At 65.1% G+C, this 24,586-nt stretch carries 23 protein-coding genes; 22 read left to right on the top strand and 1 reads right to left on the bottom strand.

Annotated elements, in window-relative coordinates; genetic code table 11:
* The first annotated feature begins 1 nt into the window (after position 1).
* From ruvX to nusB, 9 genes are all read left to right on the top strand, one after another.
* Positions 2 to 592 (top strand): Holliday junction resolvase RuvX, encoded by a 591-nt coding sequence (ruvX, locus tag ACT3TS_RS14560; protein WP_444532234.1) that lies wholly within the window; start codon positions 2 to 4, stop codon positions 590 to 592.
* The gene (gene mltG, locus ACT3TS_RS14555; protein ID WP_444532233.1) at positions 589 to 1,860 is read left to right on the top strand and encodes an endolytic transglycosylase MltG; all 1,272 of its coding nucleotides are present in this window, start codon (positions 589 to 591) and stop codon (positions 1,858 to 1,860) included. The genes ruvX and mltG overlap by 4 nt, the downstream gene beginning before the upstream one ends.
* On the top strand, positions 1,861 to 2,769 hold the full coding sequence (locus ACT3TS_RS14550) for a shikimate dehydrogenase (protein WP_444532232.1): 909 nt from the start codon (positions 1,861 to 1,863) through the stop codon (positions 2,767 to 2,769).
* 5 nt (positions 2,770 to 2,774) lie between these two features.
* Positions 2,775 to 3,974: a chorismate synthase gene (aroC, locus tag ACT3TS_RS14545; protein ID WP_444532231.1), complete on the top strand. Its 1,200-nt coding sequence runs from the start codon at positions 2,775 to 2,777 to the stop codon at positions 3,972 to 3,974.
* Positions 3,975 to 3,990: 16 nt separating this feature from the next.
* Positions 3,991 to 4,563: a shikimate kinase gene (locus ACT3TS_RS14540; protein WP_444532250.1), complete on the top strand. Its 573-nt coding sequence runs from the start codon at positions 3,991 to 3,993 to the stop codon at positions 4,561 to 4,563.
* A 3-nt stretch (positions 4,564 to 4,566) separates the two neighbouring features.
* Positions 4,567 to 5,685, top strand: a complete 1,119-nt coding sequence (gene aroB, locus ACT3TS_RS14535) for a 3-dehydroquinate synthase (protein ID WP_444532230.1) — start codon at positions 4,567 to 4,569, stop codon at positions 5,683 to 5,685.
* Position 5,686: 1 nt separating this feature from the next.
* Positions 5,687 to 6,187, top strand: a complete 501-nt coding sequence (locus ACT3TS_RS14530; RefSeq protein ID WP_444532229.1) for a tetratricopeptide repeat protein — start codon at positions 5,687 to 5,689, stop codon at positions 6,185 to 6,187.
* Between the two features lie 97 nt (positions 6,188 to 6,284).
* Complete coding sequence (gene efp, locus ACT3TS_RS14525) at positions 6,285 to 6,848, top strand: elongation factor P (RefSeq protein WP_444532228.1); 564 nt, start codon at positions 6,285 to 6,287, stop codon at positions 6,846 to 6,848.
* Positions 6,848 to 7,294: a transcription antitermination factor NusB gene (nusB, locus tag ACT3TS_RS14520; RefSeq protein ID WP_444532227.1), complete on the top strand. Its 447-nt coding sequence runs from the start codon at positions 6,848 to 6,850 to the stop codon at positions 7,292 to 7,294. Before efp ends, nusB begins: the two co-directional genes overlap by 1 nt.
* Before the next feature lie 119 nt (positions 7,295 to 7,413).
* Here the strand turns inward: nusB and ACT3TS_RS14515 are convergent, their stop codons facing one another.
* A complete protein-coding gene (locus ACT3TS_RS14515) occupies positions 7,414 to 8,880 on the bottom strand; it encodes a PrsW family intramembrane metalloprotease (RefSeq protein ID WP_444532226.1) in 1,467 nt (488 codons plus the stop codon).
* Between the two features lie 189 nt (positions 8,881 to 9,069).
* Between ACT3TS_RS14515 and pyrR the strand changes: the two genes are divergently transcribed.
* From pyrR to ACT3TS_RS14450, 13 genes are all read left to right on the top strand, one after another.
* A complete protein-coding gene (gene pyrR, locus ACT3TS_RS14510) occupies positions 9,070 to 9,681 on the top strand; it encodes a bifunctional pyr operon transcriptional regulator/uracil phosphoribosyltransferase PyrR (RefSeq protein ID WP_444532225.1) in 612 nt (203 codons plus the stop codon).
* A complete protein-coding gene (locus ACT3TS_RS14505) occupies positions 9,678 to 10,715 on the top strand; it encodes an aspartate carbamoyltransferase catalytic subunit (RefSeq protein ID WP_444532224.1) in 1,038 nt (345 codons plus the stop codon). The genes pyrR and ACT3TS_RS14505 overlap by 4 nt, the downstream gene beginning before the upstream one ends.
* On the top strand, positions 10,712 to 12,037 hold the full coding sequence (locus ACT3TS_RS14500) for a dihydroorotase (protein ID WP_444532223.1): 1,326 nt from the start codon (positions 10,712 to 10,714) through the stop codon (positions 12,035 to 12,037). The genes ACT3TS_RS14505 and ACT3TS_RS14500 overlap by 4 nt, the downstream gene beginning before the upstream one ends.
* Positions 12,037 to 12,657 carry a PH-like domain-containing protein gene (locus ACT3TS_RS14495; RefSeq protein WP_444532222.1) on the top strand — a complete coding sequence of 207 codons (621 nt, stop codon included), beginning with the start codon at positions 12,037 to 12,039 and terminating at the stop codon, positions 12,655 to 12,657. Before ACT3TS_RS14500 ends, ACT3TS_RS14495 begins: the two co-directional genes overlap by 1 nt.
* 2 nt (positions 12,658 to 12,659) lie before the next feature.
* Positions 12,660 to 13,850 carry a glutamine-hydrolyzing carbamoyl-phosphate synthase small subunit gene (gene carA / locus ACT3TS_RS14490; RefSeq protein WP_444532221.1) on the top strand — a complete coding sequence of 397 codons (1,191 nt, stop codon included), beginning with the start codon at positions 12,660 to 12,662 and terminating at the stop codon, positions 13,848 to 13,850.
* A complete protein-coding gene (gene carB / locus ACT3TS_RS14485; RefSeq protein ID WP_444532220.1) occupies positions 13,850 to 17,158 on the top strand; it encodes a carbamoyl-phosphate synthase large subunit in 3,309 nt (1,102 codons plus the stop codon). Before carA ends, carB begins: the two co-directional genes overlap by 1 nt.
* Positions 17,151 to 18,026, top strand: coding sequence for an orotidine-5'-phosphate decarboxylase (gene pyrF / locus ACT3TS_RS14480; RefSeq protein ID WP_444532219.1), 876 nt, complete (start codon positions 17,151 to 17,153; stop codon positions 18,024 to 18,026). Before carB ends, pyrF begins: the two co-directional genes overlap by 8 nt.
* Before the next feature lie 113 nt (positions 18,027 to 18,139).
* Positions 18,140 to 18,460 carry an integration host factor, actinobacterial type gene (gene mihF / locus ACT3TS_RS14475; protein ID WP_444532218.1) on the top strand — a complete coding sequence of 107 codons (321 nt, stop codon included), beginning with the start codon at positions 18,140 to 18,142 and terminating at the stop codon, positions 18,458 to 18,460.
* Positions 18,457 to 19,071 carry a guanylate kinase gene (gmk, locus tag ACT3TS_RS14470; protein ID WP_444532217.1) on the top strand — a complete coding sequence of 205 codons (615 nt, stop codon included), beginning with the start codon at positions 18,457 to 18,459 and terminating at the stop codon, positions 19,069 to 19,071. Before mihF ends, gmk begins: the two co-directional genes overlap by 4 nt.
* A 66-nt stretch (positions 19,072 to 19,137) precedes the next feature.
* On the top strand, positions 19,138 to 19,395 hold the full coding sequence (rpoZ, locus tag ACT3TS_RS14465; RefSeq protein WP_444532216.1) for a DNA-directed RNA polymerase subunit omega: 258 nt from the start codon (positions 19,138 to 19,140) through the stop codon (positions 19,393 to 19,395).
* 17 nt (positions 19,396 to 19,412) lie between these two features.
* Positions 19,413 to 20,894 (top strand): bifunctional phosphopantothenoylcysteine decarboxylase/phosphopantothenate synthase, encoded by a 1,482-nt coding sequence (locus tag ACT3TS_RS14460; protein WP_444532215.1) that lies wholly within the window; start codon positions 19,413 to 19,415, stop codon positions 20,892 to 20,894.
* An 85-nt stretch (positions 20,895 to 20,979) separates the two neighbouring features.
* A complete protein-coding gene (metK, locus tag ACT3TS_RS14455) occupies positions 20,980 to 22,182 on the top strand; it encodes a methionine adenosyltransferase (protein ID WP_444532214.1) in 1,203 nt (400 codons plus the stop codon).
* 192 nt (positions 22,183 to 22,374) lie between these two features.
* Entirely contained in the window at positions 22,375 to 24,582 is a 2,208-nt protein-coding gene (locus ACT3TS_RS14450; protein WP_444532213.1) for a primosomal protein N', read from the top strand.
* Positions 24,583 to 24,586: the final 4 nt, after the last annotated feature.

Genomic DNA, 24,586 nt, shown 5'->3' with positions numbered 1-24,586 from the left:
GATGACGGAGCTGAGCTTCCCGCAGGGGGTCAAACTGGGTGTTGACGTGGGCATGGTCCGCGTTGGTTTGGCCGCCTGCGACCCCGATGGCATCCTGGCAACCCCGGTCAAAACCCTGAGTCGGGACCTGAAACGGAACAGCGACGTCAAGGTCGTTGTCCGGGAGGCAGCCGCCCGCGGCGCCTGCCAGATCTTTGTGGGCCTGCCGCGCACCATGGCGGGTGCGGAAAAAGCCTCGGCGGAGATGGCGCGCAGCTACGCGGGCATCCTGGTTTCAGCGTTGCAGGCAGCCGGGCAGGACATTCCAGTCCACCTCATTGACGAACGCCTGACAACCGTCAGCGCCCACCAGGCGCTGCACCGGGCTGGCATGAGCAGCCGTGAACACCGTAAAGTAGTAGATCAAGTGGCCGCTGTTGAGATATTGCAGCATGCCATTGACATGCAAAGGGCGCGCAAAGGCACTGTTGGCCAAGCCGTGCGTGTACCGAGGCCGGGCGTTGTGGGGACTGCCGGATCATCTGACCATGAAGAGGTTTCCACCATTTCCACGCAAATCGGCGTGCCTGACGAAACGACGCCGGCACCATGAATGATTATTTCGGCGCCCCCGCCGACGCCCAAGGGGACGACTACGCCCGCCCGGGCCACGAGCCTGACTACCAGGGCCACGAGCCTGCGCCGGCGGAATGGCACGACCCTGCCCCGTCGGTTTGGCACGAGCCGGCCGACAGCCATGAGCACACGGAAGATTATGCGGTGCCGCTGCCGTCACGACGTGCAAGCCGGGTGTCCAAGCGTGTGCGCAAGCGCCGCCGCACCGTCATCTTTTTCACCATTTTGGTGCTTTTCGGCGTCGTGGTGTACTTCGCCGTCCAGGCCGTCAAACCCATGATTGGCGGCTTCGCGCCCGCCGACTATCCCGGACCGGGCACCAGTTCGGTGCAGGTCGTGGTGCCGGAAGGCGCCACCGCGCGGATGGTGGCCAGCGAACTCAAGGCCGAGGATGTGGTGGGCAGCGAGCAGGCCTTCCTCGATGCCCTGACAGCTGCCGGCGGCACCGGCTCACTGCAGCCGGGCACCTTTGGGATGAAGCTGCAGATGAAGGCCGCCGACGCCGTCACCATCCTCCTGGCCGTCAGCGACGACAAGGTGCACTACGCAGCCGTGGCACAGAACCTGCGCATTGGCGACACCCTCGCCGTCCTGGCCAAGAGCACCGGCATCCCCAAGGCAGACTTTGAGGCGCTGGCAAAGCAGCCGGAGCTGTTTGACCTGCCCAAGAAGGCGAAGAACCTCGAAGGCTACCTGGCCCCGGGGGAATACCGCTTCGCCATTGAGCTTGACGCCGAGGGCATTCTGACGGAAATGGTCGACGCCACCAAGAAGTCACTCACCGACACCGGAGTGACGGATCCCGACGATCAGTACCGGGTCCTGACCGTGGCCAGCATCATTGAGTTTGAGGGCAATGCGGCGAACTACGCCATGATCTCCGGCGCCATCGAGAACCGCATCAACAAGCCCAACGCCGAAACGGGCGGCCGGCTGGAATCCGATGCCACCGTTGCCTACGGCCTGGGCCTGAAGACGTACAACATCACGGCGGCCCAAAAAGCCGACAAGTCGAACCTGTACAACACCTTCGCCAACACCGGCCTGCCCGTGGGGCCCATCGGTTCTCCCGGGGTCAAGGCCATCGAGGCCGGCGCACACCCGGAGGACAATCCGTACTACTTCTGGGTGACTGTGAACCTGAAGACCGGCGAGACGTTGTACGCGGAGACCTTTGCCCAGCACCAGGTCAACGTGGCCAAGTACACCGCCTGGTGCGATGACAACCCGGGGAAGTGCGAGTAGGTGGACACTCCCCGTCAAGGGGCGGTTTTGGGGCACCCGATCGGGCACTCGCAATCGCCCGCGCTGCACAATGCCGCCTACCAGCTGCTCGGCGCCAACTTCAGCTACCGCGCGATCGACGTCGAGGTTGCCGGGCTTGCCGCGCTCCTGGCCCAGGTTCGTGCCGACGGCAACTGGTACGGCCTGTCCGTGACCATGCCGCTGAAAAATGCGGCCGTGGACCTTGTCGATGAGCTGACGCCGGTGGCCCGGGCCCTGGGTGCCGTCAATACCATCATTGCCACGAACGACGACGCCGGGACCACCTTCCTGCGCGGCGACAACACCGATGTGGCCGGCATTGTGAACGCGCTGCGCCACGCCGGGGCGGGGGAGCGCCCGCGCGCCGCCATCCTGGGTGGCGGCGGCACGGCCGTCTCAGCTCTTGCTGCGCTGGTGGAACTGGACGCCATAGAAATTGCCGTGTTTGTCCGGGACCCCGGGAAGGCGGCCGGGACGCTCGAGGTGGCGGCGGCGCTGGGTGCCCCCGCCTCACTTGCACCCTTTGACGCCGCGGCAGGTGCACTGGCAGGGTTCGACGTCGTCATTTCCACCCTGCCTCCGCGCGGCGCCGACGCACTGGCCGGGGAATTTGCGGCCACGGGCAACGCGGCGGCCGGTGTGTTGCTGGATGTGGCCTACGACCCATGGCCCAGTGCGCTGGCACAGGCGTGGGAGGGGCGCGGCGGCACCGTGGTGGCCGGAATTGAAATGCTTTTGTACCAAGGCGTGGAACAAGTCAAGCTGTTCGCTGCGGCCGGAGGATACGGCACGCTCGCAACAGACCAGCAAGGGGACGTCATCAATGTGATGTGCGACGCAATTGGCGTGCACAGGCGGAAACCCCACGAACAGAACATGGCAGGATAGAGAGTATGTTGCGTTGGTTGACCGCCGGAGAGTCACATGGCCCGGCCCTTGTGGGAATTATTGAAGGCGTGCCCGCCGGTGTGGAGCTCACGAGCGCCCACATCCGCGACGCCCTGGCCCGCCGCCGGCTCGGCTACGGCCGGGGCGCCCGGATGAAATTTGAGCAGGACGTGGTCACCATTTTGGGCGGCGTCCGGCACGGGCTGACGCAGGGCGGCCCCGTTGCCATCCAGATCGCCAACTCGGAATGGCCCAAGTGGGAGCAGATCATGTCTGCCGACCCCGTGGATGCCGCCGAACTGGACGGCCAGGCCCGCAATGCCCCGCTGACCCGCCCCCGCCCCGGACACGCCGACTTCACCGGGATGCAGAAGTACGCCTTTGACGAGGCCCGCCCCGTGTTGGAACGCGCCAGCGCCCGCGAAACGGCGACCCGCGTGGCCCTCGGCGTGGTCGCCGCACAGATTCTTGCCGCCGTCGGCGTTGAGCTTGTCAGCCACACCGTCCAGATTGCCGGCGTCGCGTCCCCGGAAACTGCTGAACTGCCCGTATTTGCCGACGTTGCCGCGCTGGACGCCGATCCGCTGCGCTGCTTCGACACGGACACCTCCGCCGCCATGGTGGAGGAGGTCGACACCGCCCAGAAACAGGGCGAGACGCTGGGCGGCGTCGTCGAGGTTTTGGCGTACGGCCTGCCGCCGGGACTTGGCAGCTACGTGCACTGGGACCGCCGCCTCGACTCCCGCCTGGCCGGGGCCCTGATGGGCATCCAGGCCATCAAGGGTGTTGAAGTGGGCGACGGTTTCGCCACGGCAGCCCGCCGCGGCTCGGCCGCACATGATGAAATTGTCCGGGGTGAAGACGGCCGGATCATCCGCACGTCCAACCGTGCAGGCGGCATCGAGGGCGGCATGAGCATCGGTGACGTGCTGCGCGTGCGTGCAGCCATGAAGCCCATCGCCACCGTGCCCCGCGCGTTGAAGACCGTTGACGTGGCCACCGGCGAACCAGCCAAGGCACACCACCAGCGCTCGGATGTCTGTGCCGTGCCCGCGGCCGGCGTTGTTGCCGAGGCCATGACGGCACTGGTGCTCGCGGAGGCCCTGGTGGAGAAGTTCGGCGGGGACTCCATGACTGAAACCAAGCGCAACATGGACAGCTACCTGGCGGCAATTCCCGCCAATCTGGATACCCTGGGGCACTGATGGGATCGTGTCACTGATGGCCGCGGGCAAGGAACCGGTGGGAACGCCGGACTTCACGCCCCGCCGGCCAATCGTCATGGTCGGCCCCATGGCCGTGGGCAAATCGGTGATCGGCGCCGAACTGGCCCGCGTGCTGGGGATCGGCTTTGTCGACTCGGACCACAAGATCGTGGCCAAGCACGGCCCCGTGCCGAGAATCTTTGCGGCCAGGGGAGAGCACCACTTCAGGCAGCTCGAGGCCCGTGTCATTGCGGAGGTGTTGGACGCACCGAAGTCCAAACCCGTGGTCCTGTCCCTGGGCGGCGGCGCAGTCCTGGATTCCGGGACCCAGCAGCTGCTTGCCCGGGCAACAGTTGTTTTCCTGCGCGCCAACCTTGAAACCGTCCGGGAGCGCATCACCCGCAACACCGGGCGGCCCCTCCTGGCCGCCGACCCCGTGGGCACCTGGCAGCGCCTTGCCGCCGCACGCGGCCCCGTCTACGAACGCCTCGCGGACATCACCCTCGACGTAAGCAATTCAAATGTGCCGCAGCTTGTTGAGCGGCTGATCCACCTGCTGGCAGCAGAATCCAGGAAAGAGAATTTGTAAACCGTGAACACTGAGAACACCGACCATTCAGCAGCCACCCCCAACACCGTCATCAAGGTCACCGGCGCCCTTCCCCAGGACAATTACGACGTCGTCGTGGGCCGGGGACTCTTGACCCAGCTCCCAGCCCTGCTGGGCGAGCGCGTCAAGAAAGTTCTGGTCATCCATCCCCGGGCGCTGCGCCTGACCGGCGACACCGTGAGGGATGATCTGGAGGCGGCCGGCTACACAACGCTGACGGCCGAAATTCCCGACGCCGAAGAGGGCAAGCACATCCAGGTTGCCTCCTTCTGCTGGGAAGTCCTGGGCAAGAATGACTTCACCCGCTCGGACGCGGTTGTGGCCGTGGGTGGTGGCGCCGTGACCGACGTCGCCGGTTTTGTGGCAGCCACCTGGCTCCGCGGGGTCAAACTCGTCACGCTGCCGACCTCGCTGCTGGGCATGGTGGATGCTGCCGTGGGTGGCAAGAACGGCATTAACACGGCCGAAGGCAAGAACCTCGTCGGCACCTTTTACCCGCCGGCCGGCGTCTTGGTTGACCTGGACACCCTGGACACCCTGCCCCGCAACGAGCTCATCTCCGGCATGGCCGAGGTCGTCAAGTGCGGCTTCATCGCCGATCCGGTGATCCTGGATCTCGTGGAGGCAAACCCCGAGGCCGTGACAGATCCGCGTTCGGACGTGCTGCGCGAGCTCATTGAACGCTCCATCGCCGTCAAGGCCAAGGTCGTCTCCGAGGACCTGAAGGAAACCGGCCTGCGGGAAATCCTGAACTACGGACACACCCTCGGACACGCCATCGAGCTGACCGAACGGTACTCGTGGCGCCACGGTGCCGCCGTCGCTGTTGGCATGATGTTTGCCGCCGAACTCGCCCGCAGCGTTGGCCGTCTCAGCGACGAAGACGCCGACCGGCACCGGAGCATCCTGGAACTGCTGGGGCTGCCCCTGAGCTACCGTCGCGACCGCTGGCAGGCATTGCTCGACGCCATGCGCCGGGACAAGAAGACCCGTGGCGACCTGCTGCGCTTCGTGGTGCTCGACGGCATCGGGCGTCCCGGGATCCTGGATGTGCCAGACCAGTCCCTGCTCTTTGCCGCCTACCAGGAAATTGCGTCCTAGGATGGGCTTGAAGGATTGGCCCTCGGCAGGTTTCCCCGGCACGGCCGTGAACCCGGAGACCCTGCTCCCCGAAGTTGTGGATGAGGAAGCCTGCGCCGAAGCCCTGGCGAAGTCTTCGGATGCCGGCGACAAGATCTTTGTCCTGCTGGCCCGGGGGCTCACGGCAGAGGCGGCCGACGTCGCCGCGGACGCCCGGCTGGCCGACCCGGAATCAATCAGGCTGCAGGTCCTCGATGCGGAGGTGCTGCGGGCCAGCAAAAGCTACGACCGGGCCGAACGTGTCCTGCGTTCCATCCTGCCCGCCGTCGCCGGCACACTCAATGAACCCTGGGTGTTCCAGCAACTGGGGAAGGTGCACTTCAGCAACGGGCAGTTTGAGGCGGCAGCGAAGAACTTTGCGGCCTCACTTGACTTGCGGGTGGCCTCGGGATCGGACGCAACGGCCATCTACTCGGCAACAGTGTCCCTGAAGCGGGCCCTGGACCTGGCCGAACGCGAATGACGCGCCGCCGTGGCGGGGATCATGCGTCGCCGGGTGGTGGCGTGCGGTAGTATGGTCAATGGATTTTTGATAATACTTCATAGGCTAAGAGGCAATTGTGGCAACGACTAACGATATTAAGAACGGAACCGTCCTCAAGCTTGAGGGCCAATTGTGGAATGTCATTGAGTTCCAGCACGTCAAGCCGGGCAAGGGTGGCGCGTTTGTTCGAACCAAGATGCGCAACATCCTCTCCGGCAAGGTCGTCGACAAGACATTCAATGCCGGTCTGAAGATTGAAACCGCCACGGTTGACCGCTCGGACTTCCAGTACCTGTACCAGGACGGCGAAGACTTCGTGTTCATGGACAACGACAACTACGACCAGATCACCGTGTCGGCGAAGACCGTTGGCGACGCCACGAACTTCATGTTGGAAAACCTGAACGTGACGATTGCGCTGCATGAAGGCAACCCGTTGTACATTGAGCTGCCGCCGTCGGTGCAGCTGCGCATCACGTACACCGAGCCGGGCCTGCAGGGCGACCGCTCCTCCGCAGGCACGAAGCCCGCAACCGTAGAAACAGGTTACGAGATCCAGGTTCCGTTGTTCGTTGACAACAACACCTTGGTCAAGGTCGACACCCGCGACGGCAGTTACTTGGGACGTGTCAGCGAGTAGTGGCAAGCAACCAACCCAGCCCCTCCGGCAAACCAAATTCGGCGCGAAGCAAGGCCCGGCGCCGCGCCTTGGACATCTTGTTCGAGGCAGAGCAGCGTGAAGTCAGTGCCATGTCGGCCCTGACGGCGCGCCGCGAAAAAGCAGGCCAAATCATCAACCCCTACTCAGTGGACCTGGTCGAGGGCGTCACAGCCATGGCCGAGAGCATTGATGAATTCCTGCAGACCTACTCCCAGGGCTGGACGCTTGAGCGCATGCCCGCCGTCGACCGCATCATCCTGCGGATCGGCACCTGGGAACTGCTGTACAACGACGACGTGCCCGACGGCGTTGCCGTCAGCGAGGCCGTCGAGCTGGCGAAGGTTCTCTCCACGGATGAGTCTCCCCAGTTCGTGAACGGCCTGCTGGGCCGCCTGCAGCAGATCAAGCCAACACTGCTGGCGTAACAGCTTAAGCAGACAGCCCGCAACAGTTGCCGGAAAAGACGCGATTCGCGTTGCTTTTCCAGCCGCCGTTGCGGGCTGTTTTGCGTTCCGGGGCTGCCGGCGTCACTGTCCTGCCGAAATCACTGGCCGGGTGGCCGCCAGTTTTGCGTCTGGACTTGCTGGCCCTGTTGATGTGCTTGAACCTGTTGGCCCTGAAGTTGCTGGCCTTGAAGTTGTTGGGCGTGCAGGTGTTGGGCCTGGAGCTGCTGCGCCTGCCAAACGGCCGACGTGTGCCGCCCGAGAAGGTCGCTGCGCACGGCCGTGATCTTGTGCAGCAGCGACATCTCCAGCAGCTGCCCGTTGGCGAAACGGGTGGCCGCGGCGCCGCCCGGGCCGCCCTTCGCATCCACCAGCAGGCGTTGGCGGGTGAAGGCCAGCCGGGTGGCCTGGCGGATGAATTCCTTCATGACCGGGCCCGCGGCGAACGTCTTGGACCATGCCAGGGCGCGACGTCGGCCACCGCCCGTGGCGAGCATCGGTACTTCCTGCGGCGTGAACCAGCCGGACGGGACATAGTCGGAGAGGCGCATGCGCGTGAGCTTGGCCTCGGAACGGCGCAGCAGGATGATGCCGAGGATGAACAAGAGGAACAACGGCACCTGCAGCACCACGTAAACAATGAAGAAGCTTCCGCCCAGGAACGAGGAACTGTTCCAGAGCCCGTGCAGCAGCATCGCGGGAACCAGCCCCACAACCCAGGCCCCAAGGACCAACGAGGTGCCGCCATGGCGTGCTGCCCAGCCAACGCAAACGCCAAGTGTGGCGGTGAACATGACGTGTGCAAAGGGTGACATCAGCCCGCGCATGACAAAGATGCCGATCAGTCCGCCGGCGGAGCCGTGGGCTTCCTGCAGTGCCTGGCCAAAGTAAAGGATGTTTTCGGTGAAGGCGAACCCGGCAGCAATGATGCCGGCGTAAACCACCCCGTCAATGGGTCCGTCAAAGGTTTTCCGGCGCAGAAAGAACAACAGCAGCACACCCGCGCCCTTGCAGAGCTCTTCGACGAGCGGCGCCTGCACGATCGCACCGACCATGTCGGCGTCGGCGCCGGTGTTCGTGCTCATGAGCAGGGGCTGGACCCAGCTGCCCACCACCAGGGTGGTGATGACGGCCATGCCGGCACCCCAGCAAAAACCAAGGATCAATGCCGCAATGGGTTCCGGCTCCCACCTGTCAATCCACATGAGGGTCGCAACACAGATGGCGAGCGGGATCAAGGCCAGGGCACCGCAGATCAAGAAGACGTTGGCCCCGATCGAGACGGCAAAGAACGCCAATGTTACAACGGCCACGAGCGCAAAGACGCACAGCAAAATGATGTTTGTCACCTTCACCCCCGTCCCGCGGGACTTCCGGCGGGCCGGTGTGGGGGCCGGGTGGGACCAGTACTCGGGTGCGTAGTTCAGCGCCGTCCCCGGACCCTGAACGTGGGGGAGGGGCTGCTGGGCGTACTGGGGTTGCTGCTGCGGGGCGCCTTGCTGCTGCTGGACGCCCTGCTGCTGCGGGGCGCCTGCGGCGGGGGATTGCCAATGGCCTGGTTCACTCATGGTTCCAAGAGTAGGGCCACCGGGTGCCCCCTCCAAGATGGCGCGCGCAAGCACGGCCCGGGGCGGCTTCGCCGCGGCCCCCGACGGCCCATCAGGGAAGGAGCTGCGTTGCCCGCTGTGGTACTTTGAGATGTACGCAATCAACCTTTTAATTCCGTCCTGTGAGGCGGGGAAAGGGGACGCGAGAAAATGATCAACTCCTCCGCAGCATCCGGGGAACTTCAGCAAAACTCGACGCCGGCCAGTGTGTCCCGTGTGGTTCTTACCGCAGCGGACATCGAGCGGGCGCTGACTCGTATCGCCTATGAAATCCTGGAAGCCAACAAGGGTGCAGCGAATCTGCTGCTGCTTGGCATTCCGCGCCGCGGCTACCCGCTGGCGCAGCGCCTGGCCGCCAAACTGGCCGCCAGCGATCCAGCCTTGGATCCGGCCACCATCGTGGGCCAGCTTGACGTCACCATGTTTCGTGACGACCTTGCCCAGCACCCGACGCGGGCCCCGCAGCGCACCGAACTGCCCGCCTCCGGCATTGACGGCACAACAATAGTTCTTGTCGACGACGTGCTGTACTCGGGACGCACCATCCGGGCAGCCCTTGACGCCCTGGTCGACCTTGGCCGGCCCCGCGCCGTCAGGCTCGCCGTGCTCGTGGACCGCGGCCACCGGGAACTGCCCATCCGGGCCGACCACGTGGGCAAGAACCTTCCCACCTCCTCCAGCGAAAAAGTGCGCGTCAGGCTTTCGGAGATCGACGGCGGCAGTGCCGCCAACGACGAAGTGGTCATTGAGGCCGGCGCATGAGGCACCTGCTGGACACCGAAAGCCTCAGCCGCGACAACGCCATCCAGATCCTTGACACCGCACAGGAAATGTCCGCTGTTGGCGAGCGGGAGATCAAGAAGCTGCCCGCCCTGCGCGGACGCACCGTGGTGAACTTGTTTTTTGAGGACTCCACCCGCACCCGCATCTCCTTCGAGGCCGCCGCCAAGCGCCTGTCCGCCGACGTCATCAACTTCAGCGCCAAGGGCTCCTCGGTGTCCAAGGGCGAGTCACTCAAGGACACCGCCCAGACCCTTGAGGCCATGAGCGCCGACGCGGTCGTCATCCGGCACTGGGCCTCCGGCGCCCCGGCCCGCCTTGCCAACTCCGGCTGGATCGACGCGGCCGTCATCAACGCCGGCGACGGCACCCACGCCCACCCGACCCAGGCCCTGCTCGACGCGTTCACGATGCGCGCCCACTGGGCCAAGCTCAGCGGAAACGCCTCGGTGGGAGCCGACCTGAAGGGCATGCGCGTCTTGATTGCCGGGGACGTGCTGCACTCCCGCGTGGCCCGTTCCAATGTGTGGCTGCTCCACACGCTCGGCGCCCACGTCACCCTGGTGGCCCCGCCCACCCTGCTGCCGGTCGGCGTCGAACATTGGCCCTGTGCGGTCAGCTACGACCTGGACGCCACCCTCGAGGTAGGCGTTGACGCCGTCATGATGCTGCGGGTGCAGGCGGAACGCATGAACGCCTCCTTCTTCCCCTCCACCAGGGAATACGCCCGCCGCTGGGGGTTCGACGACGCCCGCCTGGCCAGGCTCGACGCGCTGAACCTCAAGGACACCATCATCATGCACCCGGGCCCGATGAACCGCGGCCTGGAAATCTCCTCCGCCGCGGCCGATTCCCCCCGCTCAACCGTGTTGGCCCAGGTCCGCAACGGCGTGTCGGTGCGCATGGCCGCACTGTACCTGCTGATGTCAGGGGACCTGCGTGAAACGCCTTCTTCCACACCTTCTGCCAGCAGCCAGCCTGCAGCACCACAGCCTTCTGTAAAGGACCGTTCATGACTTCCACGAGTTACTTGATTCGTTCAGCGTCCCTGTTGGGCAAAATCACCGCCGACATCCTTGTCAGCGGCGGCACCATCACGGCTGTCGGACCCAACCTCGGCGCCGACGTCGTCGGGGACGCCACCGTCATCGACGCCGCCGGCCTGGTCGCCCTGCCCGGCATGGTCGACCTGCACACCCACCTGCGCGAACCCGGCCGGGAGGACGCCGAGACCGTTGAGACCGGCACCCGGGCGGCAGCCCTGGGCGGCTTCACCGCCGTGCACGCCATGGCCAACAGCTCACCCGTGGCCGACACGGCGGGCGTTGTCGAGCAGGTCCACACCCTGGGCCGCGAATCCGGCTGGGTCGACGTCCGGCCCGTCGGCGCCGTCACCGTCGGTCTCGCCGGCACGCAGCTCGCCGAATTGGGCGCCATGGCAGATTCCCGCGCCAGGGTCCGCGTCTTCTCCGACGACGGCATTTGCGTCAGCGACCCGGTCATGATGCGACGCGCCCTTGAGTACGTCAAGGCGTTCGACGGCGTCATTGCCCAGCATGCGCAGGAACCCCGCCTCACAGAGGGCGCCCAGATGAACGAGGGCAAGGTCTCCGCCGACCTGGGCCTAGCCGGCTGGCCCGCCGTGGCGGAGGAGTCCATCATCGCCCGCGACGTCCTGCTGGCCCAGCATGTGGGTTCGCGCCTGCACGTGTGCCACGTTTCGACGGCCGGCTCGGTGGACGTCATCCGCTGGGCGAAGGAGCGCGGGATCCCCGTCACGGCCGAGGTCACCCCGCACCACCTGCTGCTGACCGAGGAGCTCGTGCGCAGCTACAACCCCGTGTACAAGGTCAACCCGCCCCTGCGCGCAGACGCCGACGTCCTGGCCCTGCGTGCCGCCCTGGCCGACGGCACCATCGACATCGTCGGCACCGACCACGCCCCGCACCCCAGTGAAGCCAAGGAATGCGAGTGGGCCTCCGCGGCCATGGGCATGACGGGGCTGGAAACGGCGCTGTCAGTGGTGCAGGAAACCATGATTGAGACCGGGCTGATGACGTGGGAGGACTTTGCCCGCGTCACCTCCACCGCCCCGGCACAAATTGGCCGGGTGGCAGATCAGGGCCGTCCCCTGGAAGTGGGGGAGCCGGCCAACATTGTGCTGGTTGACCCCGCCGCGCGCTGGAACGTGGACCCGTCCGCGATGGCCACCAAGGGCCGCAACTCACCGTTTGCGGGACTCGTGCTGCCGGGCAAGGTTGCCGCCACGTTCTTCCACGGGCACCCCACAGTGCTTGACGGCAAACTGAACACGCCTTACAGCCATGGGGTGAACTAGTGGACGAGCGCATCCTGCCCGGTGTCATCACACTTTTGCTGGTCCTTGTTGTCTTTGCCTTGATGGGGTGGGGCTGGCGCAACAAGCTCAAGCGCCAAGCTTCCGTGGCCGGGCTCCCGACCATTCCCGAAGACCTGGGCGCCGCCGTGATCAACGTGCCCGGCCAGTATGTCGTCACCACCTCCACGGGGGACTGGCTCGACCGGCTGGCAGTCCACGGCCTTGGCATCCGCACCCCCGGTGTTGTCAACGTCCACACCGCCGGGATCGTCGTTGAGCGCTCCGGCGCCCAGGACATTTACATCGCCGCCGATTCCCTCACCGGCGTCGGCACGCAGGCCGGGATGGCCGGGAAATTTGTGGAAAGGGACGGGCTGGTCGTCATCAGCTGGCTCCTGGAAAACACGGAAGTCGACACCGGCTTCCGCACCACCGAAGCAGGCGCCAAACAACCCCTGCTCGATGCCCTGCAGGCGTTGCTGCCCGCAGAAGCCCCCGGCATGGCAGAGAATGATGTAAAAGACGCAGCCCCAGCCACAAACACAGACGCAGAAACCCCGGGCACGCCCAAGACGGACACAGAAACCCCCGCCGCAGACAGCAACGGAAAGAACAATTGAGAATGAGTGATGCAACCATGCCTGCACAGGCACTTTTGGTCTTGGAAGACGGCCGCACTTTCCGCGGCAGCAGTTACGGCTCACAGGGCACGGCCCTGGGCGAGGCCGTCTTCACCACCGGCATGACCGGCTACCAGGAAACGCTGACGGACCCGTCCTACGCCCGCCAGCTGATCGTCCAGACCGCCCCGCACATCGGCAACACGGGTGTGAACAAGGCTGACAATGAGTCAACCAGGATTTGGGCCGCAGGCTACATTGTGCGCGACGCGGCCCGCCGGCCCTCCAACTGGCGCAGTGAGGGCACCCTCGACGACGAACTCACCGCCCAGGGCGTTGTCGGCATCCAGGGCGTCGACACCCGTGCCATCACCCGGCACCTGCGCGAACGCGGCGCCATGAAGGCCGGGATCTTCTCCGGCCCGGACGCCGCACGCCCCGAAGCCGAGCTTGTCGCCGACGTCCTCGCCCAGCCCGCCATGGCCGGCCTGCGCCTTGCGGAAGAGGTCAGCGTCAAGGAAGCATACGTCGTCGAACCTGCCGAGCACGGCTGGACCGGCGAGACACTGTTCACGATCGTGGCACTGGACCTTGGCATGAAGGCCATGACCCCGGCCCGGTTCGCCGAACGCGGCGTGCGCCTGCACGTCCTGCCGGCAACCGCCACCTTTGAGGACGCGCAGGCGTTGAATCCCGACGGCGTGTTCATCTCCAACGGCCCCGGCGACCCCGCCACGGCCGACCGCCAGGTGGGCTTTGTCCGCAGCTTCCTTGACGCGGGCGTGCCCTACTTCGGCATCTGTTTCGGCAACCAGATCCTGGGCCGCGCCCTGGGCTTTGGCACGTACAAGCTGCGCTACGGCCACCGCGGCATGAACCAGCCCGTCATGGACCGCAGCACCGGCAAGGTGGAAATCACCAGCCAAAACCACGGCTTCGCCGTCGACGCGCCGCTGGACGGCCCCACACGGGCCCCCGAGGACCGTTTCGGCCGGGTTGAGGTCAGCCACATCAGCCTCAACGACCAGGTGGTGGAGGGGCTGTCCTGCCTGGACATCCCGGCCTTCTCGGTGCAGTACCACCCGGAAGCCGCAGCCGGCCCGCACGACGCCGCCTACCTGTTCGACAGGTTCATCACGCTTATGACCGAATTCAAGACCGGCAACACCGCACAGAGCCAGGAAAACAAGTAATGCCAAAGAGGGAAGATCTTAAGTCAGTTTTGGTCATTGGCTCCGGCCCGATCGTGATTGGCCAGGCTGCCGAGTTTGACTACTCCGGCACCCAGGCCCTGCGCGTCTTGAAGGAAGAGGGCCTGCGGGTCATCCTCGTCAACTCCAACCCGGCCACCATCATGACCGACCCCGAGTTTGCCGACGCGACTTACGTTGAACCCATCACTCCCGAGGTGATTGAGAAGATCATCGCCAAGGAGCGCCCCGACGCCATCCTGCCCACCCTGGGTGGCCAGACGGCGTTGAACGCCGCCATCGCCCTGGACAAGGCCGGCGTGCTGACCAAGTACAACGTGGAGCTGATCGGCGCCAACATCGCTGCCATCGAGCTCGGCGAGGACCGCGAAAAGTTCAAGGGCGTCGTGGAGCGCTGCGGCGCCGAATCGGCCCGCAGCCACATCATCCACACCATGGACGAGGCGTTCACCGCAGCTGAGGACCTGGGCTACCCCATGGTCGTGCGCCCCTCCTTCACCATGGGCGGCCTGGGTTCCGGACTGGCTTACAGCCCAGCGGACTTGGAGCGCATTGTGGGCCAGGGCCTGCAGTACAGCCCCACCACCGAGGTTTTGCTTGAAGAGAGCATCCTGGGCTGGAAGGAATACGAGCTGGAGATGATGCGCGACAAGAACGACAATGTCGTGGTTGTCTGCTCCATCGAGAACTTTGACCCGGTGGGCGTCCACACCGGTGACTCCATCACCGTGGCTCCCGCCATGACCCTGACGGACCGCGAGTACCAGAACCTGCGTGACATCTCCATCGCCGTCATCCGCGAGGTTGGCGTTGACACCGGCGGCTGCAACATCCAGTTCGCCATCGAGCCCGACACGGGCCGCGTCGTCGTCATCGAGATGAACCCGCGCGTGTCCCGCTCCTCGGCACTGGCGTCCAAGGCCACCGGCTTCGCGATCGCCAAGATCGCCACGAAGCTCTCCCTGGGCTACACGCTGGATGAGATCCCCAACGACATCACCCAGAAGACGCCGGCCTCCTTCGAGCCGGCCCTTGACTACGTTGTTGTCAAGGTGCCCCGCTTCGCCTTTGAGAAGTTCCCGGCAGCGGACCCCACGCTGACGACCACCATGAAGAGCGTCGGAGAGGCCATGGCCATCGGCCGCAACTTCACCGAGGCACTGCAGAAGGCGCTGCGCTCACTGGAGCAAAAGGGTGCAAGCCTTGACTTCAAGAGCGTCAACGAACTCGACGTTCCCGAGCTCATCGAGGCCGCCAAGCGGCCCACCACCGAGCGCCTGGGCCAGGTTCAGCGTGCGCTGCTGGGCGGGGCCACCATTGAGCAGCTGTACGAGGCAACGGGCATCGACCCCTGGTACCTTGACCAGCTGGTGCTGCTCAACGAGGTGTCCGCAACCATCCGCCAGGCCACCGCCCTGTCGCCGGAAATGCTGCGACTGGCCAAGCGCCACGGCTTCTCCGACGCCCAGATCGGCGCCCTGACCAACAACTCCGAGGCGGTGGTGCGCGGCGTCCGCCAGGCGCTGAACATCCGCCCCGTGTACAAGACGGTTGACACGTGTGCCGCCGAGTTCAACGCGTACACCCCGTACCACTACTCCTCCTACGACGAGGAGGATGAGATTGCGCTGCACGAGAAGCCCTCTGTCATCATTCTTGGCTCCGGCCCCAACCGCATCGGCCAGGGCATTGAATTCGACTACTCCTGCGTGCACGCCTCCATGGCGCTGCGCAAGGCCGGCTACGAGACCGTCATGGTCAACTGCAACCCGGAAACCGTCTCCACCGACTACGACGTCTCCACCCGCCTGTACTTCGAGCCGCTGACCCTTGAGGACGTCCTCGAGATCATCGCAGCGGAAGAGCGCACCGGCGGCGTGCTTGGCGTGTTTGTGCAGCTTGGCGGCCAGACCCCGCTGAAGCTGGCGCAGGAACTGGCCGACGCCGGTGTGCCCATCCTTGGCACGTCCCCGGAAGCCATCGACCTGGCCGAGCACCGCGGCATGTTCTCCCGTGTCCTGGACGAGGCCGGCCTGATTGCGCCGAAGAACGGCACCGCCGTGTCGTTCAACGACGCCAAGTCGATCGCCGACGAAATCGGCTACCCAGTCCTGGTACGCCCGTCCTATGTTTTGGGCGGCCGCGGCATGGAGATCGTGTACGACGAGGCCAACCTGTCCCGCTACATCAAGAACGCCACCGAAATCACCGAGGCACACCCGGTCTTGATCGACAGGTTCCTGGAAGACGCCATTGAAATTGACGTCGATGCACTCTTTGACGGCAAGGACATGTACCTTGGCGGCATCATGGAGCACATTGAGGAGGCCGGCATCCACTCGGGCGACTCCGCCTGTGTGCTGCCTCCCATCACCCTGGGCAAGGACGTGCAGGAACGTGTTCGCACGGCCACCCGCGCCATTGCCGAGGGCGTTGGCGTGCGCGGGCTGATCAACATCCAGTTCGCCCTGGCCGCTGACATCCTGTACGTGCTCGAAGCCAACCCGCGGGCCTCCCGCACCGTGCCGTTTGTCTCCAAGGCGACGGGCGTGCAGATGGCGAAGGCCGCAGCCCTGATCGGTGTTGGCGTGTCCATCGCCCACCTGCGCAGCGTCCACCACATCCTGCCCGAGGTTGGCGACGGCGGAAACCTGCCCGACAACGCCCCGGTTGCCGTGAAGGAGGCAGTCCTGCCCTTCAACCGCTTCCGCACAGTTGAAGGCCACGTCGTCGACTCCCTGCTCGGCCCGGAAATGCGCTCCACCGGCGAGGTCATGGGCATCGACAAGCACTTCGACACCGCCTTCGCCAAGAGCCAGGCAGCCGCCAACGGCGCCCTGCCCGTCTCCGGCACCGTGTTTGTCTCGGTCGCCAACCGCGACAAGCGCTCCATCATCATGGCCGTCAAGCGCCTGGTCGACCTCGGCTACGAGATTGTCTCCACCGGCGGCACGGCGGATGTGCTGCGCCGCAACGGCATCGCCTCCACGACGGTGCGCAAGATCAGCCAGGAAAGCACGGATTCAGGGGAGCAGAGCATCGTTGACTTGATCAACGACGGCAAGATCGACATGATCTTCAACACTCCCACGGGTGGCCAGGCCCGCGGCGACGGCTACGAGATCCGCGCGGCGGCCGTCTCCAACGGCCGGCCCTGCATCACCACGGTGGCCGAGTTCAACGTGGCCGTCCAGGCCATGGAGGCCCTGCGTTCCTATGAGTGGGATGTCACGAGCCTGCAGGAACACGCCGTCGTCCTGGCCGCTGGACTGGCAGCCCAGAATGCCTAGCAGCGGGAAGCACGACGGCGGGCCCGCCACCTTGGGGGAGCTGGCACCTTTTGGTGCGCGGCTCGCCGCCGCCATGACGGCCCGCGGGCCCCTGTGTGTGGGTGTCGACCCGCACCCGGGGCTGCTTGCGGACTGGGGCCTGGCCGACAACGTCCAGGGGCTGCGCAGCTTCTCACAGACGGTGCTGGAAGCCGTGGCACCGCTGGCCGCCGCCCTCAAGCCGCAGGTGGCGCTGTATGAGCGCCACGGCTCGGCAGGGCTTGCGGTCCTGGAGGAGCTCCTGGCCGCAGCAGTCGAGGCCGGGGTGCTCACCATTGCCGACGCCAAGCGCGGGGACATCGGCTCCACCATGGCAGGCTACGCCGACGCGTGGCTGCGTGACGGCTCCGCCCTGGCCGCCGATTCAGTGACGCTGAGCCCGTACCTGGGCTTTGAGTCGCTGCGTCCGGCTCTGGACATGGCGGCAGCCAACGGCCGCGGCGTGTTTGTGCTGGCACTGACGTCGAACCCGGAGGGCGCCTCGGTGCAGCACGTCGGAGGCGCCCAGTCAGTGGCCAAACGGATCGTGCAGGCGGCCGCACAGGAGAACCAGCGTTATGCGGGGGAAGTGCTGGGCTCGGCGGGGCTTGTCGTCGGAGCGACCGTCGGCACTGCGTTGACCGAACTTGGCATTGACCTTGCGGCCGTCCATGGGCCGCTGCTGGCTCCCGGACTGGGTGCCCAGGGCGCCACGGGGGCGGACATGCGCGCCACTTTTGGTGCCGCCTATCCGGCCGTGCTGGCCACCTCCAGCCGAGGCATCCTGGCCGCGGGCCCGGACGTTGCGGCGTTGCGGGCGGCCACGGTGGAGACGCTGCAGGGTTTGTAGCAGCTTTCCGGCCGGTTGGACAGATTGATTTGCCTCCCCGGTGGGGATAGGTTCGATGGATTACTGCGTTCGGACCCCGCGCCGGGGAGAGCCATCATCAGGGGAGCTTTTTCGTGAATTTGCCGCAATTGTCCCACCAGGAACGCGCAGAGGCACGCATCAAGGCCCTGGCTGCCCGGGCCGTCAGGTCCCAGGCCAAGCAGGATTTAAAATCAGGGCAGAAAACTGTGGCGGCCGTCCTTGCGTCGGCAGCTTGCGAACCTGCCCTGGACAGACTTAAAGTGTGTGAATTACTCGAAGCCCTCCCGGGCATTGGAAAGGTACGTGCAACTGTGATCATGAGCGAGCTGGGGATTGCCCCAACCCGCAGGGTGCGTGGTCTGGGCGTGCACCAGCGCCGGGCCCTCGTGGAGTACCTGGGGGAGAAGCCATGAACGAAGTTCATGTGCCGGGTGAAAACACCACCCGCACCAAGGCCCGCAGCGGCGTGACGGTCCTGGCCGGACCAACTGCCGTGGGCAAGGGCACCGTCTCGACGTTCATTCGGGACAACTACCCGGATGTGTGGCTGTCGGTGTCGGCCACGACCCGCAAGGCCCGGCCGGCTGAAGAGGAAGGCATCCACTACTTCTTCAAGACGGCACAGGAATTTGACCAGCTGGCCGCCAATGGCGACCTGCTCGAGTGGGCGGTGGTGCACGGCGTCAACCGCTACGGCACGCTGCGCAGCACCGTTGAGGCGGCTGTTGCGGCTGGCAAGTCCGTTTTGCTTGAGATTGATTTACAGGGCGCCCGGCAGGTGAAGGAAGCCATGCCGGAAGCCGATTTTGTGTTCCTGTCCCCGCCAAACTGGGACGAATTGGTCCGCCGTTTGGTGGGACGCGGCACAGAAAGTGCCGAAGAACAGTACCGCCGCCTGGAAACGGCTAAACTGGAACTTGCTGCCGCGCCGGAATTTGATTACATCATCGTCAATGACGATGTCAGCCGTGCTGCAGCCGCGCTTGTTGAACTGATGGGGCTCACCCCCCACCACCTTGTTTGAGCGGACAGTTTGGTTTCACAACTGTTCGATCTGCAGGACACCCTTTCGATTTTTTTGGAGAAGTAATTGACTACACAACCCGAAGGCATCATCAATCCCCCGATCGATTCACTGCTTGAAGCAGCCGACTCGAAGTACGGACTGGTCATCTTTGGTGCCAAGCGCGCACGCCAGATCAACGCCTACTACGCACAGCTCCACGAGGGCCTGTTCGAGTACGTTGGCCCCCTGGTTGACACCAAGCTGAACGAGAAGTCACTCTCGATTGCGTTCCGTGAAATCGACGAGGGCCTGCTGGTTTCCACGCCGATTGAAACCGTTTAATCGGTTTAGCACACACGGTGTCTGAGCTAAACATTGTTCTGGGGGTGGGCGGCGGCATCGCGGCCTACAAGTCGGCCCTGCTGCTGCGCCTCTTCACCGAGGCGGGCCACCGCGTCACTGTCATCCCCACTGACGCGTCCACGAAGTTTGTGGGCGTGGCCACGTGGGAGGCATTGAGCGGGAGGCCGGCCACGAACGATGTTTTTGACTCCGTGGACCAGGTCAACCACGTCCGGATCGGCCATGAGGCTGATCTGATTGTTGTGGCCCCGGCAACCGCCGACCTTTTGGCGAAGGCTGCCGGCGGCCACGCCAATGACCTGTTGACCGCCACCTTGTTGATGGCGCGCGGACCGGTGCTTTTTGCGCCGGCCATGCACACCGAGATGTGGCGGCACGCCTCGACCACCGCCAACGTTGCCACGCTGCGGTCCCGCGGCGTGCACGTTCTGGATCCGGCTGTGGGCAGGCTGACCGGCCCCGACACAGGTCCCGGCCGCCTGCCCGAGCCGGAGGCCATCTTCGCTGCGGCCATGGCCCTGGTCGCCGGCACAGTCTCGGCTGATCCCCTGAATGCTGATGCCCTGAATACTGATGACGTGAAGCACGACGGCGGGACCCCTTCCGCCGCTGTCAACGCACTGTCCGCCGAGCCCGGCTCGGGCAACGGGCCAGGCACCGCCGGCAATGCCACGGGCTTCGCAACCACATACTCCGCCAGTGCAGACTCCGCAGCTTCGGACGCAGCCGCTCTCGATCCCGCCGCCACGGGCCCAGAAGCCGGCTCACCGGCCGGTGTCGAGGGGCCGTTGACCGGATTGCAGGTGCTGATCACTGCGGGCGGCACCCGCGAACCGCTTGACCCCGTGCGATACCTTGGCAACAAATCGTCCGGCAAGCAGGGTGTGGCACTGGCTGAGGCGGCCCTGGCTGCAGGCGCGACTGTCACCTTGATCCACGCCCCGATGGATGTGCGGGCCCCGGCCGGAGTGAAGATTCAGCGGATTGAAACGGCGCTGGAGCTGCGCGCGGCAACACTGGCAGCTGCGGCAACGGCGGATGTGGTCATCATGGCTGCAGCCGTGGCCGACTTCCGCCCCGCCAACATTTCCACCGGCAAGATCAAGAAACGCGACAATGCCGATGACCCTGTCATCACGCTTGTGCGCAACCCGGACATTCTTGTCGAGGTGGTGGCGCACAGGGCCGCCCAAAATCAACAGCAGCTCATTGTTGGCTTCGCTGCCGAGACGGGCGACGACCAGGGCGATGCGCAAAGCTACGCGCAGGAAAAACTGGTCCGCAAGGGTTGCGACCTGTTGGTAGTCAACGAAGTCGGACCGGGGGACTCCGGTTCCGAGCGCGTCTTTGGCCAGGACAGCAACCAGGTGGAGATACTCGCCCTGGACGGTGCCAGCCCCGTGCAGGCCGGGGGCAGCAAGCGCGAGGTGGCAAACGCCGTCGTACATCTCATTGGGCAGCGCCTCGGCACAGGGTAACCCCCAAGCCGCCCCGCCGCAGCCTGTATGACCACCCATGTCCGGCGCCACTGGTGCGCAGGTCAAACCCAAGTAAAGTAGAACAGTGACTTCAGCAAACCCCCTGCGCCTATTTACCTCCGAATCCGTAACGGCAGGCCACCCCGACAAGATCTGCGACCAGATCAGCGACGCCATCCTTGACGCGCTGCTGGCCGAAGACCCGGAATCCCGCGTCGCCGTGGAGACCATGGCCACCACCGGCCTGGTCCACGTCGCCGGCGAGGTGACGACCAACGCCTACGTCGAGATCCCGCAAATCGTGCGCAACACCATCCTTGACATCGGCTACGACTCGTCCGCCAACGGCTTCGACGGCGCGCGCTGCGGCGTGTCGGTCTCGATCGGGCAGCAGTCGCAGGACATCTCCGACGGCGTCTTCAACGCTCTCGAGGTCCGCGAGGGCACCGCCGTCGACAAGTACGACGCCCAGGGTGCAGGTGACCAGGGCTTGATGTTTGGCTACGCCAGCAACGAGACCGCGTCCTACATGCCCACCCCCATCTACCTGGCGCACCGGCTCTCCGAGCGGCTCTCGCACGTGCGCAAGTCAGGCGAGTTGGCCTACCTGCGCCCTGACGGCAAGACACAGGTGACCATCGGATACGACGGCGAAAAGCCCGTTTCGGTGGACACCGTGGTCATCTCCAGCCAGCACGCTGAGGGCACCTCACTTGACCGGCTGCGGGGCGACCTGCAGGAGTTTGTCATTGCTCCCGTCATGGAGGCCTCGGGCCTGGACGTGTCCAAGGTCCAGACCTACCTGAACCCCGCCGGACCGTTCGTTGTTGGCGGCCCCGTGGGCGATGCCGGCCTGACTGGTCGCAAGATCATTGTCGACACCTATGGCGGCATGGCCCGCCACGGCGGCGGCGCCTTCTCCGGCAAGGACCCGTCAAAGGTTGACCGTTCGGCTGCCTACGCCATGCGTTGGGTTGCTAAAAACGTGGTTGCTGCCGGCCTTGCCGCGCGTGCCGAGATCCAGGTTGGCTACGCCATTGGTGTGGCGCGCCCCGTGGGTGTTTATGTTGAGACGTTCGGCACCGAAACCGTCGATCCGCGCCGCATTGAGGATGCCATCGCGGCCGTCTTCGACCTGCGTCCGCTGGCCATCATCGACAGCCTTGACCTGAAGCGGCCCATCTACGCCAAGACGGCCGCGCACGGCCACTTTGGCCGCGACGATCCTGACTTCACCTGGGAAAACGTCGACCGGGTGGCTGCCTTGAAGGCGTACTTCAACGCCTGAACCTGCTAGCTGTTTCGCTGGTCAACCCGCTGGTAATCTCACCGGTCAACCCGCTGGATATCCACAGCCAAGCACAGCCCGCCGACTCTATTGTCAGTGGGCTGTGCTTAGCTGGTTTCAAGACCTTTAATGCGGGTCCGCAGTATCAATCCTGCCGTACTGAACTTGTCGTACTGAACTGAGGAGGACGCCTTGGATGAAGCAGCAAACCGTGGCGATCCCATCCGCGGCGTCCCCAGCACCAATCTCAACCATGACGACATGAACACTGACGACCTGAACAGTGACGACCTCACCCACGGAGTGCAGTTAAGCCTCCTGAGCGGCTTTGTCGCCAAGGAGCGTGTGGCAGACCCGCACAGCGGAGTGGTGCTGGCGCCGGACCTGCCCGTTGCCCAGGTGGTCATCGACTCGCCCCTGCCGCACCTGGACAGGATCTTCGACTACTCAGTGCCCCTGGAACTCGACACCGTTGCCCAACCGGGCGTGCGGGTGCGGGTAAAATTCTCCGGCCAGGACCTCAATGGCTATTTGGTGGCGCGCACGGCGGTGTCCGAAAGCGAGCGTCTGGTGCCGCTGAACAGGGTTTATTCAGCTGTTCCCGTGCTGGCACCGCAGGTTCTGGAACTCGCCCATAAAGTGGCTGCACGGTACTGCGGGACCGTGTCGGACGTTTTGCGTGTCGCCGTCCCGCCCAGGGTTGCCAGCCTCGAGAAGGTGTACCTGAAGAAAGCGGCGGGCGTGGACCCCGCTGAATCCGTTGGCATTCCGGCGGCTGCCAAGCCGGGTCATTCACTGTTTGCGGATTTTCCCCATGCAGAGGACTTCCTCACGCAGTTGGCCATGGGCGGCAGCCCCAAGGCCGTGCTCGGGGCGTTGCATGGCTGGGGTGCTCAGTCGTGGCACCACCAGTTGGCCCAAGTTGCGGCATACTGCCAGTCGTCAGGGCGTGGAACCATTGTGGTCGTGCCCGATCTGCGCGACCTTGAATTGCTGGAGCAGGCATTTGCCGCCGTGCTCCCTGAAGACAGCTTCGTCAAGCTCACGGCCGACGACGGCCCCAGCCTGCGCTATGCCAACTTCCTCCGCGTCCTGTCCGGCGACGTGCGGATAGTCATTGGAACCCGGTCAGCAGCCTATGCCCCCGTGTCGGATCTGGGCCTGGTGTGCTGCTGGGACGACGGCGACGAGCTCCATGTTGAACGGCGGGCTCCTTATCAGCACAGCCGCGACGTGTTGCTGCTGAGGTCCGAGGTCGAGGGGACGGCCGTGTTGATGGCCGGGCACAGCCGCAGCAGCGAGTCTCAGCGCCTGGTGGCCACAGGTTGGGCCCAGGAGCTTGTCGCGGGCCGCCCCGAGGTGCGCAAGGCCACTGCAAGGGTTATTAGCACCTCCGATTCGTACGAGCAGGAACGCGACCCTGCCGCCGCCATTGCCCGTCTGCCCCACAGGGCGTGGGAAACGGCCAAGGCAGCCTTGAAGTTTGGGCCTGTGCTGGTGCAGGTTGCCAGGACGGGTTATGCCCCCGCGCTTGCCTGTCAGCGCTGCCGTGAGGTCGCCAGGTGCAAGCACTGCACGGGTCCGCTGATGCAAACACGGGCCACGGGATCGTTGTCGAGCATGGTGACCTGCAAGTGGTGCGGGCAGGCCGAGACTGCCTTCAGCTGCAGTACATGCGGGAACCACCAACTCCGTGCAATTTCCGTTGGTGCACTGCGCACGGCTGAGGAGTTGGGGCGCGCCTTTCCGTCGGTGCCTGTGATCTCCTCTTCCGGGGAACATATCAAGACGACTGTGCCGGACAGGCCTGCCATCGTGGTGGCAACCATTGGAGCCGAACCTGTTGCCCATCACGGCTACTCTGCTGCCTTGCTCCTTGACGGGGACTCCATGCTCCGCCGTGAGTCGCTGCGGGCGGGCGAGGAAACGTTGCGGCGCTGGATGAACGCTGCAGCGCTCGTACGGTCCGCGAAGGATGGTGGGATCGTTGTCGTGACGGCGGAGGAATCGGTTGAGGTCTCCGCGCTCGTGCGCTGGGATCCTGCAGGCCATGCCGAGCGCGAGTTTGCCCTGCGTCATGAACTTGGGCTGCCGCCGGCCATGCGCCTTGCCTCTCTTACGGGACGTGAAGTTGACGTTGAGGCTTTCCAGAGTGCCTTGAAGCTTCCCGAGTCCGTGCGCAGCATTGGTCCGGCGCCCGTCGTTTTCGGCCGGTCCGGCGCGGCAGCCGCTCCGGGCAGTCCCGGCGAGGAAGCCCCTGATTACAGGACCATCCTGCTATTCCCTTATTCCATGGCAGCGACTGTCACGGCCAGCATGAGGGCGCTGAAGGCCTCCAATGCGGCCAGACGGGTGGGTTCCCCCGTTCAGGTGCGCTGTGACGGCCTCGACGTTCTCTAGTCCG

Origin of the sequence: Specibacter sp. AOP5-B1-6 (genome assembly GCF_052376555.1) — a bacterium.
Taxonomy (GTDB): Bacteria; Actinomycetota; Actinomycetes; order Actinomycetales; family Micrococcaceae; genus Specibacter.
Note: the sequence above shows the minus strand (reverse complement) of the source record. Positions and strands in the feature narration are given on the sequence as shown.